This window comes from Protofrankia sp. BMG5.30 (genome assembly GCF_001983005.1).
Taxonomy (GTDB): domain Bacteria; phylum Actinomycetota; class Actinomycetes; order Frankiales; family Frankiaceae; genus Protofrankia; species Protofrankia coriariae.
The window spans coordinates 17376-35101 of sequence record NZ_MOME01000018.1; the positions used below are offsets into that span (position 1 = coordinate 17376).

A 17726-nucleotide genomic window follows, 5' to 3' on the forward strand; every position below is an offset into this window, starting at 1 on the left:
CGGCCGGATGCCGGAACCGTCACGAACGGGCCGCCACCGTGCCGCATACGCGGTCGATACCGGCTGACATGCGAGCCTGCGCACCCTGAAAGAAACCGGATCATTCTCTGGCCCACGGAGCGACACCCACGGTGCTGTTCGGCCCCGGCCTGGGCGGCGTCCACGAGAACGGATTGCCAGAACTGCCAGAAATTATTCGATATCAATTCTGATACTGATCAGAAAAATCGGCGACCGGCGCCCGGAACCGGCTCGTAGCCATATTCATGACCAACATGCCCGGCCGATCGGCGTCGCCGCCGGCCAGCGGCGGCGCGAGCGTGCCGGAATCGGCCGCCCGCCGCATCCGGGACAGCTTCGCACGATGCCACGGACAGCCCGTGGACATCCCTGCCGTACCCCGGCGGCGGTCGGGCATCCAATAACGGACAGCAACATCCTGATCGGCCCGTACCGCTGGACGACAGGATGACCGGATGCTCCGATCGGGCCTGCTCCGCTGCCAGCCCACGCCTGTGGCCCATGCCCGCCTGGAGGCCTGCTGACGAAGATCGGCGCGAGCTTGTCGTTGCGCACGCCGACGGGGCCGGAAACCGTACATGACGACAAACTCGTCCGGATTAATGCCCGGCCCGGGTAGCCGCAGCTGGTGGCTGTGCTGCCTGGGCCGTTACCTGTGGGCTGGCGGGCTAGACCAGGCCGCGATGGTGGCGTTCGTGGAGGGAACTGGCCTGGCCTACCCAGTCGTCCGAGACGATCCGGTCGCCGAAACCCTCCAGGACGCTGCCGAGCCAGCTGACCCCGTCCTCGTTGAGATCGGCGAGCTGACGGAAGCTGACGATACCGAGCGCGTGCAGCCTTGCCTCGACGACCGGGCCGATCCCGACGATCTCCTTGAGGTTGTCCTGACGGGCACCCTGCATCGCGGCGGGCGGCGGAAGGGAAGCGGAGCCACCGGATCTACCGGAGCCAGCGGAGCCGGAGCCGGAGAACGACGTCAGCCCGGCCAGCGCCACCGAGCCCGGCAACGCGGCGGGAGAAGCACCCGAGGAGGCGGTGGGGGAACCACCCGAAGCGTGCGACACGCCCGGTGGCACCGAGCCGGCAGGCGCTGAGGCTCCGGATGCTGAGGCCCCGGATGCTGAGCCCACAGGTGCCGTGCCCGCGTGCGCCGCAGCTGGGGAACGACGGTCCGGCTGGGCGCCTGGGACCGGCCGGGCGGTGAGCACCGGCACGGCCGCGGCAACAGCCGGATCCTCCTCGAGGAACTCGGGCTCCTCCTCCGCCGGCAGCGCGAAAAAAACATGATCGCGGCTTCGCCGACCGCTGGGGCCACGGCCATCGGGAAGTGCGGAGGGCTGGCCTTCGCGGGCCTCGCGGGCCTCGCGGGCATCCCAGACGTCACGGGGATCGGCGTCGCTGCGGTCCTTCTCCGCGCGAGCGGTCCGCCCGCCGACAACACCGGTGTCCGGGTGGCTTGCCGCCACGGCGCCCCCACCGGCAGTCGGCTCAGGTACAGCCGGCTCAGATGCAGTCGGCTCAGAGGCGGCCGGCTCACGGGCAACCGGCACGTCCGGCAGCCCGGCAGCCCTGGGGGCAGAGTCGGTGTGGCCGGGATCCGGAAGATCCAGTTCGACGTGGGCGGTGCGTGGGTGTTCGGATGCGGCCGGGGGCTGCTCACGACCACCCATCTGGGCGAGCAGCCGGACCTTCTCGGCGGCCCACTCGGCCTGATGGCGATCAAGCCTGGTCGTCAGGGTCGCGACCTGGCGCTGGGCGTCCTCGGCCTCGGTACGTGCCATCGCCAGCCGGGAGGAGAACTTCGCGGAGCGCTCCTCGGCCTCGGCGAGCTGTCTGCGCAGCTGCGCGGCCTCGGCCGCGAGCGCCTGCAAGTCCTCGGCGTTCGACGCCACGGCACCGTCGGGCTCGCCTGGCTCCTCGGCCTCGGCGAGGGCATCCTCAAGCAGCTGTACCCGGCGGCCGGCGACAGCGGCCTGCCGCTCGGCGGCGGTGACCCGCTGTTCGGACTCGACCGCCTGCCGCTCGGCGGCGGTCAGCCGGGCCGTGAGCGCCGCCTTCTCCAGCAGCCACTCGTCCTGCTGATGGTCGTCCGGCTGGCCCGATGACCGCGTGCCCGGATGCGCGAGCGGAACGGAACCGGCCTCGGCGCCGCCGGCCGACGGCTCGGCCCCGGCGGCGGTGTCCGGGCCATCGTCCCGTAGGCGGGACGCGGGACGAGTCCGGAGGGCATCGCCGCCGGCCGCCGCCGGCGGCCCGGGCGGACCGGTGGGCCGCGCATCGGGCGTACCAGCCGGGGCGGGTGTGTCAGCCGGCAGCGCCACGACGGGCAGCGGCCCGGTGCCGGGGGCGGCCGGGGCGGTGGTGGCGCGCCGTATCTCCTCGACCCGGCGATGTACGGGGCCGAGGAGGAACACCCAGGTCAGCAGTGCACCAACAGCCAGCGCCGCCGCCATGAGCACCAGAATCTGGCCGGCAAGGTAGAGCACGGGTGGTCAGCCTCCTTCCCGCGGTGCGCGCCGCGGAGATCCACACCGATACGGGTGGCAGCCTCCGGCATCATCCGGGGTTCCCATCATGGCCACGAAAGTCCTCCGTGGGTGCGCCGGGCACACCCTGAATCCATCACAAAAGTATCGCGAGGCACGATCGCGATCTTTCCGGGTGGCGGCAAACCAATACGCACACGGTGGCTGTCCACGCACCCGACCACGCCGGGTGCGTTCACCGACGGCCCGGCCCGGAACATCCCCCGGGGCGATCCTGTATCGCACCATTCCACAGCCATGTTCCGAACGTCCAGTTCCAACCGGACGACCAACGGGTGACGGTGTGGTCCGAGTGTCCGCCAGCCCTGTCAACTGCCCAACAGCGCTGTCAACCATCAAACAGCGCTGTCAATAGCCAAACAGCGCGATGCCACCGGAACCGGGTCGAAGCCGGATAGCATGTCACCCGGGTCGACGCGCGGCATCCGGACCGCCGTGGTGCGTCGGCCCGGGTCAGAGGCCGGTCAGAGGCCGGTCAGAGGCATTGGCGGGGAGCTCATCCCATGTGTGGGTAGGCGACCTGTCGCGGTGGGTCGAACGTCTCCTTCAGTGCCCGTGGGGAGACCCACCGCAGCAGATTCAGCGCGGAGCCGGCCTTGTCATTGGTGCCGCTTGCCCGCGATCCGCCGAACGGCTGCTGGCCCACCACCGCGCCGGTCGGTTTGTCGTTGATGTAGAAGTTTCCGGCGCTGTACCGCAGCACCTCGGTGGCCGTGGCGAGCGCGCGGCGATCCCGGCCGAAAACCGCGCCGGTCAGCCCGTAGGGCGAGAAGTCCGTGACATCCCGCAATGCCATGGTAAAAGCCTCCGAACCGGACCGTCCCGGAGCATCGTCGTAGATATGCACGGCGAGTACCGGCCCGAAGTACTCGGACGTGAACACCTCGTGCGTGGGATCGGCGCACACGACGACCGTCGGTTCCACGAAGAATCCGATCCGGTCGTCGGCGCCGCCACCGACGAGCACCGACACGTCCGGGTCCGCGCGCAGCCGCGCGAGCAGGGCCGACAGCCGGTCGAAGGCCCGCCGGTCGATCACCGCCCCGCCGAAGAGGCTCAGATCGGACACGTCACCGTAGGTCAGCGCCGCGGTCTGCGCGACCAGTTGGTCACGCAGACCCGAGCGCCACAGTGAGGCGGGCAGGTAGGCGCGGGACGCCGCCGAACACTTCTGCCCCTGGTATTCGAAGGCGCCCCGGACCAGCCCGACGACGAGCGCGTCCGGATCGGCGCTGGGATGGGCGACGACGAAGTTCTTCCCGCCGGTCTCGCCGACCAGCCGCGGGTAGTCCCGGTAGCCGTCGATCCCCTCGGCGACCGTCCGCCACATCGTCCGGAAGGTGGCCGTCGACCCGGTGAAGTGCACTCCGGCGAGCTCCCGGTGCCGCAGCGCCACCGCCGAGACGGCCGCGCCGTCCCCGGTGACCATGTTGATCACTCCTGGTGGGAGGCCCGCCGCCGCCAGCAGCGACATGGTGTGCTGGGCGGCGAGCTGCTGGGTGGGGCTCGGCTTCCAGACCACCGTGTTGCCCATGATCGCCGGAGCGGTCGGCAGGTTCGCCGCGATCGAGGTGAAGTTGAACGGTGTCACCGCGAGAACGAACCCCTCCAGGGGACGGTAGTCCATGCGGTTCCACGTGCCGGGCGCCGAGAGCGGCTGCTCGGCGACGATCTCGCGGGCGGCAGCGACGTTGAAACGCCAGAAGTCGATCAGCTCGCAGGCCGCGTCGATCTCCGCCTGGTAGCAGCTCTTGCTCTGCCCGAGCATGGTCGCGGCGTTGAGGGTGTCCCGCCAGCGCCCGGCCAGCAGGTCGGCCGCCCGCAGGAACACCGCGGCCCGGTCGTCCTGGGACAGCGCCCGCCAGTCGGGCGCCGCGGCCAGCGCCGCGTCCACCGCGTCGGCGACGTCCCCGGGCGCCGCCGCCCGGCCCGCGCCCAGCACCAGCTCGTGCCGGTGCGGGGCTACCACCTCGAACGGCTCGCCCGCACCCGGACGGGCCTTCCCCGCGATCACCAGCGGCAGTTCGGCGCGCTCCCCCGCCAGCCGCTCCAGCGCCGCCCGCAGGCCGGCGCGCTGCGGGCTGCCCGGGGCATAGGCGCGGACCGGCTCGTTGACCGGTTCCGGGACAACAGCGACGGCATCCATCCCAACCCCACCCTCCGAAGCGCTGGAAACCGAGCGTTGGAAACACCGCGCCGGGACGCTCGAGGAGCGGGCCGCCCGGCCCGCGACGCCCCTCCTGGAACGCTCCCAGACCAGGCGGCCCGTGGCCGTCCGCGACGCGCAAGAACATGTTCGCGCCGCCGTCGGCCGCCGTCCGCTGTTGTCGCTTCTCTGTCGGTTCTCCGTCAGGCCGTGATCAGGCCGTGATCGGGCCGTGATCGGGCCGTGGTCAAGCCGCCGACGGGTGTCAGACGAGGTCCGCCAGCTCCTGGGTGGCGTACCAGAGCAGTTCGTAGCCGTCGGCGGCGTCCACCACGAACGCCGCGTCATCGCTGCCGAGGTCGGCCGCCACGATCGAGTCCGCCGCGGCGGCGACAGCGGCCTCGGCGTCGACGTCGTCCACGTGGACGGCGGCGACGGCTGCCAGCGGCACCGGGCCGCGGATCTCGACGACACCCCGGTCGAGGTCGTTGCGGATCCGCAGGTCGGGATCGTCCACGTCCACGGCGAGGACCACCCGCCGCCGGGGCGCGCCCGGGTCGGCGTCGAGCAGCCGCAGGCTCGCGCGGGCCKCGTCGAGGAGAAGCGCGTACTCCATCTCCTCGGCGTCGGAGCGGGCATACCACTCCCGGACGGCCGGGGTGACCGCGAAGCCGAGTCCCGCCGGAACCGCCCGGTCCGCGAGGACGCGCCGGGCGGCCGACAGCGTCGACGGCAGGTAGACACGCACGATGCCAGTGTGCCGCGCGGCGCTCGAGGCCCCGCGCGCCGGGCCCACCGGAGCCGGGCCCAGCGGAGCCGGGCGTGCGCGGGGCACGGCGGGATCGCGACGGTAGCGGGTCCGCGCGATCACCGCGCATCGGTGTCCCGGGCGGATGCCTGCCCGGGCGGGTCGTCAGCCGGCGGCTGCCAGGTGACCGTCGGCGCCGGGCGAGGCCGTGGGCACGGACGCTGTGGGTGCGGCCGTGGACGGCGTCCCGATGCCGGCCTCCGCCAGCGCTGCCGCGCTCGTCCGCAGCGAGGTCTGGAAAACCTCCTGCCGGCGGTTGAGGTCCATGACGTTACCACCGATGATCTCCAGGTCCTCCGGACCCGGACAGATCACCGTGACCTTCGTTCCGGTGGCCCGCAGCAGTTCGGTCTCTCGGATCAGCACTCTGGTCGCCAGCCGCCGCATCTGGCGCTCGAGCCGGGCCAGTGCCCCCCGGGGCTGGTCGAAAACTAACGAGCAGGCGGGAGCGAGTACCAGGACCTCGTCGAGATCGGCGTCGACGAGCAGGTCCACCGATGTTGGCGACCGTGTCCCACCGTCAACATAGGATCGCCCGTCGATGACGACGGGCGCGTACCACGACGGGATCGCGCACGACGCCATCACGGCCTCGGCGATCGACGCCTGTGGCGCGTCCGGCGAGCCGAACACGACCCGTGTCCCGGTGTCGTAGTCCATCGCGACGATCCACAACGGCGCGGGGGTCGGCCACGTGGTCACATTGGAGCCCACGGAGGACACCAGGTCGCCGATGGCGGCCAGCGTCCCACGGCCCTGCGGGAGCAGGGAGACCAGGGCCACCAGCGGGGTCACCCGGCGTGGATGCAGCRCCGAGGTGGCAAGCAGCCGACGCGAACCGATGCGCATCCGTGGCCGCGGCGGAAGAGCCGAGCCGAGCCGGGTGTAGTCGAGAATCGGGTCACCGAACAACGGMTCGCCGTATTCGGAGTTGACCATTGTCTCGACGCTGGTACCAAGGCCAATCAGAGTCGACAGCACCGATCCGGCCGAGGTGCCGACGGTCATGTCCATGTCGCGGACGTCGACGCCGGTCGCCTCCTCGTAGGCGCTCAGGGCACCGATCATCCACGCCGACCCGAGTACGCCTCCGGCGCCCAGTACCAACCCGCGGCGGGGAACCCCTCTGCCAGCCATCAGCCACCTCCTGCTGTGCGTCCACAACCCCCGGTACACGCCCCCACCGCCAGCGAAGGGATCATGCCGGCGGCAGCGGTGCACACCATCTGGTCCGCCGTGCACGTTCTCGTGGCTGGCTACCGCGCCTTCCCACCATGCGGCACCGCCAGGGACCGGCGCTGCCCAGGAACCGACACCGTCCAAAGGACAATTGACGTTGTCCCAAGGGATTTGACATCCCCCCAAGGGATTTGACGTTGTCCCAGGGGATGGGGTCAGGGCGGCCGGCGCGGCAACGTCCTACTCGGAAACCTCCTCCTCGCCGTAATTCGTCTCCAGTACGCCCCACCCCCGCAGCCGTTCGGAGAACTCCTGCGGAGTGGTGTCGTGCAGAAGGGCCAACGCCCTCAGGTCGCCATCCCGGATGGAGAGGACCTGCCCGGCGTAGTCGTCTCGCTGGCGCTGTATCTGCGCCACCCACCGGCGTACCAGCCCGGACGAGTCCGGTGGTGCCTCAGCGAGTTTCTTCAGGTTGAGGRCGGTGCGATGCCGGTGCTCGCGAGGAGGTAGCGCCTCCTCCTCCGGCAGCAGCGCCGAGACCGGAACACCATAGAACGCGGCGAGTTCCGAGAGCTGATGGACACTGATCATCCGGTCGCCACGTTCGTAGGAGCCAACCGCCGCGGTCTTCCAGCGTCCGCGTGACTTCTGCTCCACACCTTGCAGGGACAGCCCCTGCTGGATCCGTATGGCCCGGAGACGAGCTCCCACGGCCTTCGCATACTCCCGACTCATCCGATACACCCCCCGTCCACCTCAACAGAGCACTTGGTGATCATTTATCGCTCCCACCACTGCGGTGACGCAGGTGCTCACACTAACTGAACGTTACCGAAAAGGATAGCTACATTTGATTAATGCATTTAGTAAGATGATCGTCACAACGGTTACTTCCCGTAAGATCACTCCCCTCGCCGGAAGCGAAATCCACCTGGGCGGCACCAGCGCCACACTCCGAACAGCATGATGATTGCTAACCGCTATCTTTTCTCTACGATCAGTCACTCAGACAGGCTGCCCCGGAACCGCAGTCCGTAACCGTTCCGCTGGCTGGTTAGAGGAAGATTTCCTTGTAAAAACGGCATTCCCGGCAGGAGAAGGTCACCTAAGTCAGTTACTCTTCGTATAAAATCAACGGGACAAGCCATACAAGATCGCAAGACGGCCGAACCCGTACGAGGGCTTTCGGGCAGCGGTCCGCACGGCCTCGTCGGCGCGGCCAGCACGCGCGGTTCACTACATATCGCTCACAATCCACCACAGCCCGCGCGGCCCAGGGCAGGTCTGACGCATGTTGGTCGTCTGGGTGCCGCCCGCGCGTCGAACATCCGTCGGACACGCTCCGGCACGGCCCGCACGCGCAGGTCGTCAGGGCAGCCGTTCTCCCCGCCCGCGGGCCGAGGCCCGGCGCGGCCCGCGGACGCGGATCGTCACTCCGTCCGGCTGAGTGTGATCGGCTCGTCGAGCCGGCACGGCCCGCACACGCGGATCGTCAACGGCGAACGGGCGAGCGTCGGCGGCGGCCACGCACCGGACGCCCCGCCACCCGCGCGGCCAGCTCGCTGATCGCCAGCCTGGCCGGCGACTGCGCGGCGACGTCCCGCAGCAGCTGGCCGGCGGCCTGGGCGCTGTCCATCGCCGCGACGTCGAGCGGTACCACGGCCACCGGCTCCATACCGACATGGCGCGCCATCGCCCTGGCGACCTCCCTGCGGGCATCCTTCCCGATCGCCGAGGCGCGCAACCGGTTCACCACGACCCACGGATCCGCGCCGGGCACGGCCTCGCGCAGATCCGCCAGCCCGCGCACGAAGCGCACCAGCCCGACCGGCTCCGCGGACGCCACAGCCAGGATGGTGTCAGCCGCCGCGAGCACCACCTGGGTCGCGCCGTTGCGCCGCGGCGCGGAGGTGTCGAACGACAGCTCCTCGTCCATCTCCAGACAGAAACCGCAGTCGACGACGACGAAGCTCGCCAGCCGCCGCGCCATGGCGAGCACGACCTCCACCGAGGCCGGGCGCAGCTCCGGCCAGCGCGACGGACGGGCGATCCCCGGCAGGATTCGCAGCCCCCCGCCCAGATCCCGGCACAGCAGCGCCAGCCGGGGGACGTCGAGCACCCCCTGGTTGGCCGCCCGGGCGGCAGCGGCCAGGCCAGGTGCCTCCTCCAGCAGTCCCACCAACTGCCCGATCGCCCCGCCGTAGACGTCGGCGTCGACGAGCAGCGTCGGCATGCCCATAGCGGCGAGTTCGGCCGCCAGCCCCAGGGCCACGGTGGTGCGGCCCGGGGCACCGGTCGGGCCCCACACCGCGATCACCCGGCCGTCGCCGGGCTCGGAAAGAGCGTCGGGCGCCGGTCCGTCGGCCACCGGCGTCAACGTGGCGAAACCGGGTGCCGGCCTGCTGTACGCGGCGGGCAGCAGGCCAGCGACGTGGTCGGTGTCGGCGAGCGCCCGGACCGCTTCCACCACCGCCGACGCCACGATCTCGGCCGTCGCGTCAGTCGTGATCACCGCCGCGACGCCGAGCTGGCGCAGCCGACGCTCGCCGTCCTCGTCCCCGGGGGTGATCAGGCCGACCGCCGCGACCCCGGCCACGGCCAGCCGGGTCAGCGCGTCCCGGTCCAGGCGGCGCAGGTCCGCCGACAGCAGCGCGGCCCGCGCCGCGCCCGTCGTCGCCGCCGCGAGCAGGTCGGGCAGGTCGACACACCGGCGGACCACCGTCACCCCGAGATCACGGCGGTCGAACGCCGTGACGAGCCCGGACTCGACGACCGAGTTGGTCACCGCGGTCAGGATCGGCAGGCTCACTGCCCGAACCCCGGCACAGCGCTCGGGCCCGGCCCGCCGACCTCGCCCCGGGAACCACGCTCAAGCTTGACGACGTCCACCCGCTCGCTCTGGGACGCCGCCACCGCGTTGATGGCGAGCTCCACCGGCACCCGTAGCGTCAGCGCGTACGAGCCCGCCGCCAACGTCGTCCGCGCGATGAACTCGACATCGTGCAGCACCAGTACCTCCGTGCCGGCGCTGCCGCTCTGCGCCACCGGCACCTGCCCAGTGGCCTGTGCCGCGCTCGCGCCCGGCGCGCCCACACCCGTGCCCGTGCCCGCGCCGGCGGCGCCGACGCCCGCGGGGCCCGACCGTTGCAGGACGAAGATGTCCACATGATCGCCCGGGGTGAGCGCGGGGGCTCTGCCGTCCTTGACGACGATCGAGACCAGCCGGGTCGGGCGTACGTCGTCGAGTACGAAGTCGGCGCCGCTGAGCAGTTCCCCGGCCGATACCGGGCGGGCGAGCGTCGCCCCCACCAGCTCCGAACGGCGCTCACCCGGGAAGTAACGGGCCGCGGTCGTCGAGCGCAGGTGGGCCGAGGCCGTGGTGAGGTCGGCGGCGACCACGACATGCCCGGCCGGGAGGTCCGCGGCCGCCACCACCCAGTTCTGGCTGCGGTCGGCGGTCGCGAACAGCCGGGCGCCCACCACGACCGACACCAGCACCAGCAGGACGCCCACCAGCAGACGGGAGTCCCGCCAGCGCGGCGGGGTGAGCCGGCGGGCCGGTGGGGACGGTGCTGTCGGCGGCGACGGTGGAGCGGCGGGCTTCTCCGAGACCGCGACAGCGGGGGTGAGGTCGGTCACCGGCGGACCTCCTGTAGCTTGTGTCCCTCCCGGCCGGCCGGTGGCCGCGATCACGACATCGCGGCCACCGGCCGGCCGGGAGCTGCTGGTGGGCGGACAGCGGGTGGGCCGGCGCGAACCGGGTGACGGACATGTCCGGCGCACACCCTGATCGCTGAGGGTACGTGGTCCGCGACGGCGCCTGTGGACGAGGGCCCACCAAACCGGCGGATCCGGGCCGGCGAGCCCATTTTCTCCCGAGCATCACCACCTCTTCCGATCACCACTTCCCGATCAACACGCTCCAGTCGACGACCCCAGTCACCACTTAACGATCATCGTGTCCGGGCTGTGCCACCCCGGGCCGCCACCCTGGACGGCTGCCTCCGGACGGCTGTCTCCGGACCGTCGTGCCCGGGTGTGTCATGCCCGAGGGCCGCCCGTCCCCCGGCCCCCGGCCGGCGCGCCGGACCCCTCGCGAAGGTCTTCGAACGTGCTGTTCGACGGGCCGCGGTAACGGCCCGTGCCGGCCTTCTCGGCGAGGCCTGCGTTCCGGATCGCCGCCGTTCGCCGCCGTAGCGCCCGACAGCACGACCTGAATCCGTTGACGGGCCGCAGCCGGGGCCCGTCGGCGCCGTGGCGGCGGGGCCCAGGAGTCCTGGCGCCCAAGGCGAACAGCACCTGTTATCCACAAGCGGAGGCATTCACAGGCGATTTGGGCCTGCGACTCTGATACACAGGAGACACGACCCATCCATCGCCAGGGAGACAGGCCGATGAACGAGCGTTTCCTTCAGCTCAGCGATGTGGCGGAGATCCTCAACATCTCGTCGAGCCAGACGTACGCGCTGGTCCGCTCGGGTGAACTCCCCGCCATAAAGATCGGCGGACGCGGACAGTGGCGAGTCGAACGCAGCGAGCTCGAGGCATACATCCAGCGGGCATACGAGCAGACCCGCGCATTCGTGCTCGCCAATCCCCTTGGCCGCGGCGAGACGCTGCCGGACGAGGAGTTCCCCGGCCTGCATGGCTGACCGGGGCCGAAAGCGGGCCGGTCGGGCAGCCCGGACCGGTTCTTCGGCCCGGGAGCACCAGCGATTCTTTCTGGAACAACAGCGGCTCAGACGGTCCGACGGACGAACCCGATCGCGGCCAGTGGAATGGTCCGCACCGCGCGTACCGACCGCGCCCTGCGGAACTCGTCGTCCAGGTGCTCGGCCACTTCGACGAAGTCCGCCCCGACCCGGTCGACCGTGYCCCGCACCGGTGTGCCGTCYGCCAGCACGACCGCGCACGACGAACGGTCCCGCGCCACGCCCCGCAGGACATAGCGCAGATCCAGCCGGACCGCCAACGGGCCCTCGTGGCCGGGATGCGCCGACAGCGCGGCCAGGCCGTGCACCCACAGGACACGGTGCAGCGGCACCAGCACCTCGTGGGCCGCCGGCTCCCGCAGGAGCATCCAGTCCACCCCCAGCGCGGTGAGCTGCCCGGTCAGGACGCTGTCGGACTCCCGCCCGACAACCTGGACACCCAGCCGCAACGACGAGCCGATCGCCGGCCGCAGCCGGTCGATCAGACGCAGGTACGCGGCCTCGCGCCGGCTCCTGTCGATGAGCTCAGCGTCGAGCTCGGCTGCCTCGGCCGCCTCCCACTGCATCTCAAGATCGGCGAAAAGCGCCTCCCAGCGCACCCGTCCCCTCTCCCTTCACTCCCGGACGCTGCCGTGAGCCCTGGCCCTTGTGGCGGGCTCGGGCCCGGCCGCGAGCTCCGGTCGACCGCGCAACACCCGGACGACAACCGCCACAACGGCACATCCGAACACGCGGCGCGGCAACGCCGGATACGACCCGGAACGCCAGCCATGTAACCATGTGTAGCCGCGCGGGTGGCAACATCCGTCGGCGGGCGCCAGCCATCGCAGAAGATCGACGCAGACGTGCCGCCAGGTACGCGCGCCTGGCCGAAAAGCGTGCGCAACAACAAGCCCATCTGGATCACGCCCCGCGGGACGGTCACGAACGGTGTCCGCACCACATGACCGGCGCCCCAGCAGGCTGGCACGGACCGCTCCAGCGTGTCCAGCCAGCGGGAGCGGGCGCGTGACGATCACCGGACGCGGGTGCGCGACGATCGTGACAGGCGCCGGCCACGGGCGCCGTCGGACCCGTGGACAGCGAACAAGCCATCCAACCGAGGTTGACATCAACTCTTCGGGGGATTACACAAGCAAACAGACTCAAACGAAGCATTTCAACGATCAACTGGGCCAACGAGCCAACGGCGGTGTGATCATTTTTGCGCTGCCGGCGGATCAGGCCCCGAGCCACTGGGAGTTGCCGATGCCAGCCGTCCGGCGCATGCTCGTCTTCCTGAYGGGAGCGGCCGCCGCGACGGCACTGACGATCATCCTGATCACGGTCGGGCCGGGACGGGCGGATCTCCCGTCCGGCTTCTCGGCGGTGCCCGACTGGGTCACGGCCGATCCCGAGCACGCGCTCACGACCGTTGTCGGCCTCGCCGCGTGGGCCTGCCTGCTGTGGCTGTGCGCGGGGTTCGTCCTGGCCGCGCTGGCCGCGCTGCCGGGCAGCAGCGGGCGGGCGGCGGCCGCCGCTGCCCGGCGCATCCTCCCCCAGGCCCTGCGCCGCATCGTCGAAGTGGCGCTCGGCGTCACGCTCGCGGCGGGGACCGCCGCCCCGGCACTGGCAGTGAGCCCGGCGGCGGCCACCGGACCAGCCGCCGTCACCGTCACCGTCACCGCCACGACGCCCTCGACCAGTTGGCCGGACCTCGACCCGACGTTGACGGCGAGCCCGCCGGCAGCTGCCGGACCAGTCGCCGTCACGGCCAGTGCCACGCCCTCGCCATCCTCGACCAGCTGGCCGGACCTTGACCCGTCCGGCCTCGCCACCCCGTCCACGACATCCGCGGACGCGCCAGGCCCGTCCACACAACCGCCAGATCCGGTACCAGCCGGCTCTCCGGCGCGGCCACCGGTCACCACAACGTCTCCCGCAAACCCGGCCACCCCCGCGGCCCCGACCCGCCCCGCGGCCCCGCCGGCACGACACGTCTCCGCCCCCACGCCCGTCACGTCAACGCCACCTGGCGATCCGCTGGTGGCGCCGGCACCGCGGGGAGTCGGGACGCCCGGCCAGCCCACACCCGCGTCCCCGCCACCATCGCCAGTCACCCAGGTCCAGGACAGCGCCGTGGTCGTCGTGCTGCGCGGCGACACGCTCTGGACGATCGCGGCCCGCCATCTCGGGGCGGGCGCGACCACCGAGCAGATCGCGCGGGAATGGCCACGGTGGTGGGCCGCGAACAAGCACGTGATCGGCTCCAACCCCGACAAGATMTTTCCAGGGCAGCACCTACAGCCGCCCCCTCCCCGGCCCTGACCCCGCCCATCACTCCCATCTGGAGAAGACGCCGTGACCACTGCGACCACCGCGGCAGACCCTGCGCACACAGGGTCCACCCGCGCGCGACGCTTCTACCAGATACCGCTCGCCCCCACCGATCCGCCGTACGACGACGATCCGCGGGCCGACACCTGGGGGGCACACCCACCCGCCGGCAGCACGGCGGCAGCCCCGGTCGTCCTCGCGCTACCCCGTGCCGATCATGCCGACCGCGGTGACCAGCGACCRTATCCGGCCAGAAACACGCTGGTACGGCCGCTGCGGCCCCTCCCGGGTCCCGGGCATGCCGATGCCCCAGGCGCCCAGGAACTCCCCTCGGCCCGGGCCGCGGCCACCGTCGTCGTGCGGGCCATCGTCGAGGCCGTGACCGGGATCCGGCCCGCCGCGCACCTTGTCGCCTGGACGTCCCCGCGGGTGCAGGCAGATCTTGAACGGCTGGTCGCCGCCAACGTCCGGCACCGGCGCCACACCCTTCGCTGCCTGCGGGTGTGCGAACCGCGGGAAGGGATCGCCGAGGTTGCCGCCGTGATCGCCAGGGGCGATCGGGTGTCCGCTCTCGCCCTGCGAATGGAGACCGCCGGCAACCGCTGGCGGGTCACCGTGCTACAGACCGACGCCCTTCGGCACGGTCCAGCAGGTACGCCCCGGGCAAGTACCGCTCCGGTCGCGTAGCGCCCGTGCTCACCGGCACGGGCCCCGTGCCGCGCGGACCAGCACGACGTTGGCCGGATCACGTCCCACCGAAGGCTGCCAGGGGTTCTACCGGGGGTGTCCGTGTATCCCCCCGGCGGGCGAGCTCACGGCGCCCCGCCAGGGACGCTCGGTGAACACGCTGCCGCGGCCGACCGCGCCGCGACCTGCTCAGCTGACCGTTCTGCCCAGGGGCCCGGTGGACGCGGCCCGGGGATGTCAGGCGGTGCTGCGATGGGCGGGGTCCCCGTGGCAACGCTTGTACTTGCGCCCGGAACCACACGGGCAGGGGGCGTTGCGAGCCGGGCGGCCGCTACCGACGGCTGCCGGCTGCTGCCCACCGGGTATCCCGACCACACCCCCGGAGAGCCGGGTCGTCACCGGCTCGGATCCGCCGTCCGCTGACGGTGCCGTATAGCGAAGATCACCAGTGGGACGACGCGGCTCCAAGCCCTTGACGAACACCGGTGGTGGCGCGGATGCCGACTCAGCAGCGGAACGCGCCGGTGGACCGGCCGGCGCCACAGCGCCGCCGGCCCCGGCGGGAAGAACAGGCCCGGCGGCGGCCGCCGGCCGGACAGCCGTGGGGTGACCGGGCCTGCCGGGCACCTGCGCCGCGCCGTCCACCGGGGTGATCGCCGGACTGGCCGGCACCGCGCCGGCCTCGGCGGCCGCGGAATCCGCGCCCGGAACCTGCACCTCGGCGTTGAACAGCAGCCTGACCGACTCCTCCTTGATGCCCTCCATCATGGTCTGGAACATGTCGTAGCCCTCCCGCTGGTATTCGACCAACGGGTCGCGCTGCCCCATTGCCCGCAGGCCGATTCCCTCCTGCAGGTAGTCCATTTCGTACAGGTGCTCACGCCATTTCCGGTCAAGGACGGCGAGGACGACCCGGCGTTCCAGTTCCCGTATGAGCGGGTCGCCGTCCGGGCCCGGGCCGAGGGCGTCCTCACGCCGGTCGTAGGCGTCGTGCGCGTCGGCCTGCAGCTCCTCGATCAGGGTTTCGGCGGTCAGACCCTCACGATCGTCCGATGCCGGAACCTCCACGCCGATCTGGTACAGCTCACCCAGGCCGGACCAGAGGGTGTCGAGGTCCCATTCCTCGGGATATCCTTCCGCGGTCGCGCCGCGAACGTACGCTTCCACCGTGTCGTCGATGAAATGGYGGACCTGTTCGTGTAGATCGGCCCCTTCGAGAACCTTCCGGCGCTCCTCGTAGATGACGGTGCGCTGCTTGTTCATCACCTCGTCGTATTTCAGGACGTTCTTGCGGATCTCGAAGTTCTGACCCTCGACCTGGGTCTGCGCGGAACGGATGGCACGGGTGACGATCTTCGATTCGATCGGCACGTCCTCGGGAATGTTGAGCCGGTCCATGATGCCCTCGACGGCCGCGGCGTTGAACAACCGCATGAGGTCGTCGCCCAGCGACAGGTAGAACCGGGATTCCCCGCGGTCGCCCTGGCGGCCGGCTCGTCCGCGCAACTGGTTGTCGATGCGACGGGACTCGTGGCGTTCGGTGCCCAGGACGTAGAGCCCGCCGAGTGCCAGGACCTCCTCGTGCTCGGTGCTGACCGACGCGCGAGCCTTCTCCAGGGCCTCCGGCCAGGCCGCTTCGTAATCCTCCGGGGTATCGATCGGACTCAGGCCGCGCTGGCGCAGTTCTATCTGGGCGAGGAACTCGGGGTTGCCGCCGAGCATAATGTCGGTACCGCGCCCGGCCATGTTGGTGGCGACGGTCACCGCGCCCCGGCGCCCCGCCTCGGCGATGATCGAGGCTTCCCGCTCGTGCTGCTTGGCGTTGAGCACCTCGTGCTTCACGCCGCGCTTGGTCAGCTCCTTGGACAGGTATTCCGACTTCGCCACGCTGGTCGTGCCGACAAGCACCGGCTGGCCCCTGTCGTGGCGCTCGGCGATGTCGTCGACGACCGCACTGAACTTGGCGACCTCGGTCTTGTACACGACGTCGGGCTGGTCGGCCCGGATCATCGGTTTGTTCGTGGGGATCGGCACAACGCCCAGGGTGTAGATCTGGTGGAACTCCGCCGCCTCCGTCATCGCGGTTCCGGTCATCCCGGACAGTTTGTCGTAGAGCCGGAAGTAGTTCTGCAGCGTGATCGTGGCCAGGGTCTGGTTCTCCTGCTTGATCTCGACCTTTTCCTTGGCCTCGATCGCCTGGTGCATACCCTCGCTGTAACGCCGGCCGTGCAGTACCCGACCGGTGAACTCGTCGACGATGAGAACCTCGCCGTCCGTGACGATGTAGTCCTTGTCCCGGCGGTAGAGTTCTTTTGCCTTCAGGGCGTTGTTGAGGTAGCCGACCAGCGGTGTGTTCACCGATTCKTAGAGGTTGTCGATACCGAGCTGGTCCTCCACCTTGGCCACCCCGCTCTCGGTGATGGCCACCGTCCGCTTGCCCTCTTCCAYCTCGTAGTCGACGTCTCTGACCAGAGCCGGGGCAATACGGGCGAACTCGGTGTACCAGCGGGTCGGATTGTCCGCCGGCCCACTGATGATCAGCGGTGTCCTGGCCTCGTCGATCAGAATCGAGTCGACCTCGTCGACGATGGCGAAGTTGTGCCCGCGCTGTACGAGTTCCTCACCGCTCCAGGACATGTTGTCCCGCAGGTAGTCGAAGCCGAACTCGTTGTTGGTGCCGTAGGTGATGTCGGCCTCGTACTGCTGGCGGCGGACCGCCGGTGGCATCTGCGGGTGGATCACACCGACCGTGAGCCCGAGAAAGCGGTGCACCCGGCCCATGTTCTCCGCGTCCCGCTGGGCCAGATAGTCGTTGACGGTGACAATGTGCACGCCCTTACGGGACAACGCGTTCAGATAGGCCGGCAGCGTGGAGACGAGGGTCTTGCCCTCACCGGTCTTCATCTCGGCGATGTTGCCCAGGTGCAGGGCCGCCCCGCCCATGATCTGGACATCGAAGTGCCGCTGGCCGAGGGTCCGCCGGGCCRCTTCACGCACGGCCGCGAATGCTTCGGGGAGAAGTTCGTCGAGGGTTTCCCCGTCGTCGATCCGCTGTCGGAACTCGTCGGTCATCGCGCGCAGCTCGGCGTCGGTGAGCCCCACGAAGTCGTCCTCGAGGAGGTTCACCTGCTCGGTGATGGCCTTGAGCTTGCGCAGAATACGGCCCTCGCCGGCACGGAGGATCTTCTCGAGTACCACGGGTGAAAYTCCTCGGGCGGCTTGTCGGCTGGGTCACCTACACAACGAGACTAGGCTAGACCCCCGGTGCTGATCGATCCTCCCCGTAGGGCGGGTCGGACACCCTTGCGACA

Annotated in this window: 13 protein-coding genes; 3 read left to right on the forward strand and 10 right to left on the reverse strand. The window is 70.6% G+C overall.

The window, feature by feature from the left end:
* Positions 1-202 precede the first annotated feature (202 nt).
* The 8 genes from BL254_RS27010 to BL254_RS11835 all read right to left on the reverse strand — a co-directional run bounded on the left by BL254_RS27010 (position 203) and on the right by BL254_RS11835 (position 10339).
* A complete protein-coding gene (locus tag BL254_RS27010) occupies positions 203-346 on the reverse strand; it encodes a hypothetical protein (RefSeq protein ID WP_175648357.1) in 144 nt (47 codons plus the stop codon).
* Positions 347-689: 343 nt separating this feature from the next.
* Positions 690-2507, reverse strand: coding sequence for a hypothetical protein (locus tag BL254_RS11805; RefSeq protein ID WP_076843317.1), 1818 nt, complete (start codon positions 2505-2507; stop codon positions 690-692).
* 556 nt (positions 2508-3063) lie between these two features.
* Positions 3064-4713 carry an L-glutamate gamma-semialdehyde dehydrogenase gene (gene pruA, locus BL254_RS11810; protein ID WP_047222295.1) on the reverse strand — a complete coding sequence of 550 codons (1650 nt, stop codon included), beginning with the start codon at positions 4711-4713 and terminating at the stop codon, positions 3064-3066.
* A gap of 265 nt (positions 4714-4978) precedes the next feature.
* Positions 4979-5461 (reverse strand): DUF6912 family protein, encoded by a 483-nt coding sequence (locus tag BL254_RS11815; RefSeq protein ID WP_076843360.1) that lies wholly within the window; start codon positions 5459-5461, stop codon positions 4979-4981.
* A 165-nt stretch (positions 5462-5626) separates the two neighbouring features.
* Entirely contained in the window at positions 5627-6658 is a 1032-nt protein-coding gene (locus tag BL254_RS11820; protein ID WP_076843318.1) for a patatin-like phospholipase family protein, read from the reverse strand.
* A gap of 282 nt (positions 6659-6940) precedes the next feature.
* Positions 6941-7435 (reverse strand): transcriptional regulator, encoded by a 495-nt coding sequence (locus BL254_RS11825; protein WP_076843319.1) that lies wholly within the window; start codon positions 7433-7435, stop codon positions 6941-6943.
* A 757-nt stretch (positions 7436-8192) separates the two neighbouring features.
* Positions 8193-9509 (reverse strand): chromosome partitioning protein, encoded by a 1317-nt coding sequence (locus BL254_RS11830; RefSeq protein WP_047222297.1) that lies wholly within the window; start codon positions 9507-9509, stop codon positions 8193-8195.
* Positions 9506-10339 carry an SAF domain-containing protein gene (locus BL254_RS11835; RefSeq protein WP_047222298.1) on the reverse strand — a complete coding sequence of 278 codons (834 nt, stop codon included), beginning with the start codon at positions 10337-10339 and terminating at the stop codon, positions 9506-9508. Before BL254_RS11835 ends, BL254_RS11830 begins: the two co-directional genes overlap by 4 nt.
* A gap of 755 nt (positions 10340-11094) precedes the next feature.
* Here BL254_RS11835 and BL254_RS11840 point away from each other — a divergent pair.
* Positions 11095-11352 carry a helix-turn-helix domain-containing protein gene (locus tag BL254_RS11840; protein ID WP_047222299.1) on the forward strand — a complete coding sequence of 86 codons (258 nt, stop codon included), beginning with the start codon at positions 11095-11097 and terminating at the stop codon, positions 11350-11352.
* A gap of 86 nt (positions 11353-11438) precedes the next feature.
* Here BL254_RS11840 and BL254_RS11845 read toward each other — a convergent pair whose 3' ends face one another.
* A complete protein-coding gene (locus BL254_RS11845) occupies positions 11439-12011 on the reverse strand; it encodes a hypothetical protein (RefSeq protein ID WP_076843320.1) in 573 nt (190 codons plus the stop codon).
* Between the two features lie 649 nt (positions 12012-12660).
* On the opposite strand from BL254_RS11845, the gene BL254_RS25955 reads away from it, so the two are divergent.
* Positions 12661-13719: a LysM peptidoglycan-binding domain-containing protein gene (locus BL254_RS25955; RefSeq protein ID WP_254858026.1), complete on the forward strand. Its 1059-nt coding sequence runs from the start codon at positions 12661-12663 to the stop codon at positions 13717-13719.
* A gap of 33 nt (positions 13720-13752) precedes the next feature.
* Entirely contained in the window at positions 13753-14415 is a 663-nt protein-coding gene (locus BL254_RS25960) for an Rv3235 family protein (protein WP_052914440.1), read from the forward strand.
* A 237-nt stretch (positions 14416-14652) separates the two neighbouring features.
* Here the strand turns inward: BL254_RS25960 and secA are convergent, their stop codons facing one another.
* Positions 14653-17613 carry a preprotein translocase subunit SecA gene (secA, locus tag BL254_RS11860; RefSeq protein WP_076843321.1) on the reverse strand — a complete coding sequence of 987 codons (2961 nt, stop codon included), beginning with the start codon at positions 17611-17613 and terminating at the stop codon, positions 14653-14655.
* Positions 17614-17726 lie beyond the last annotated feature (113 nt).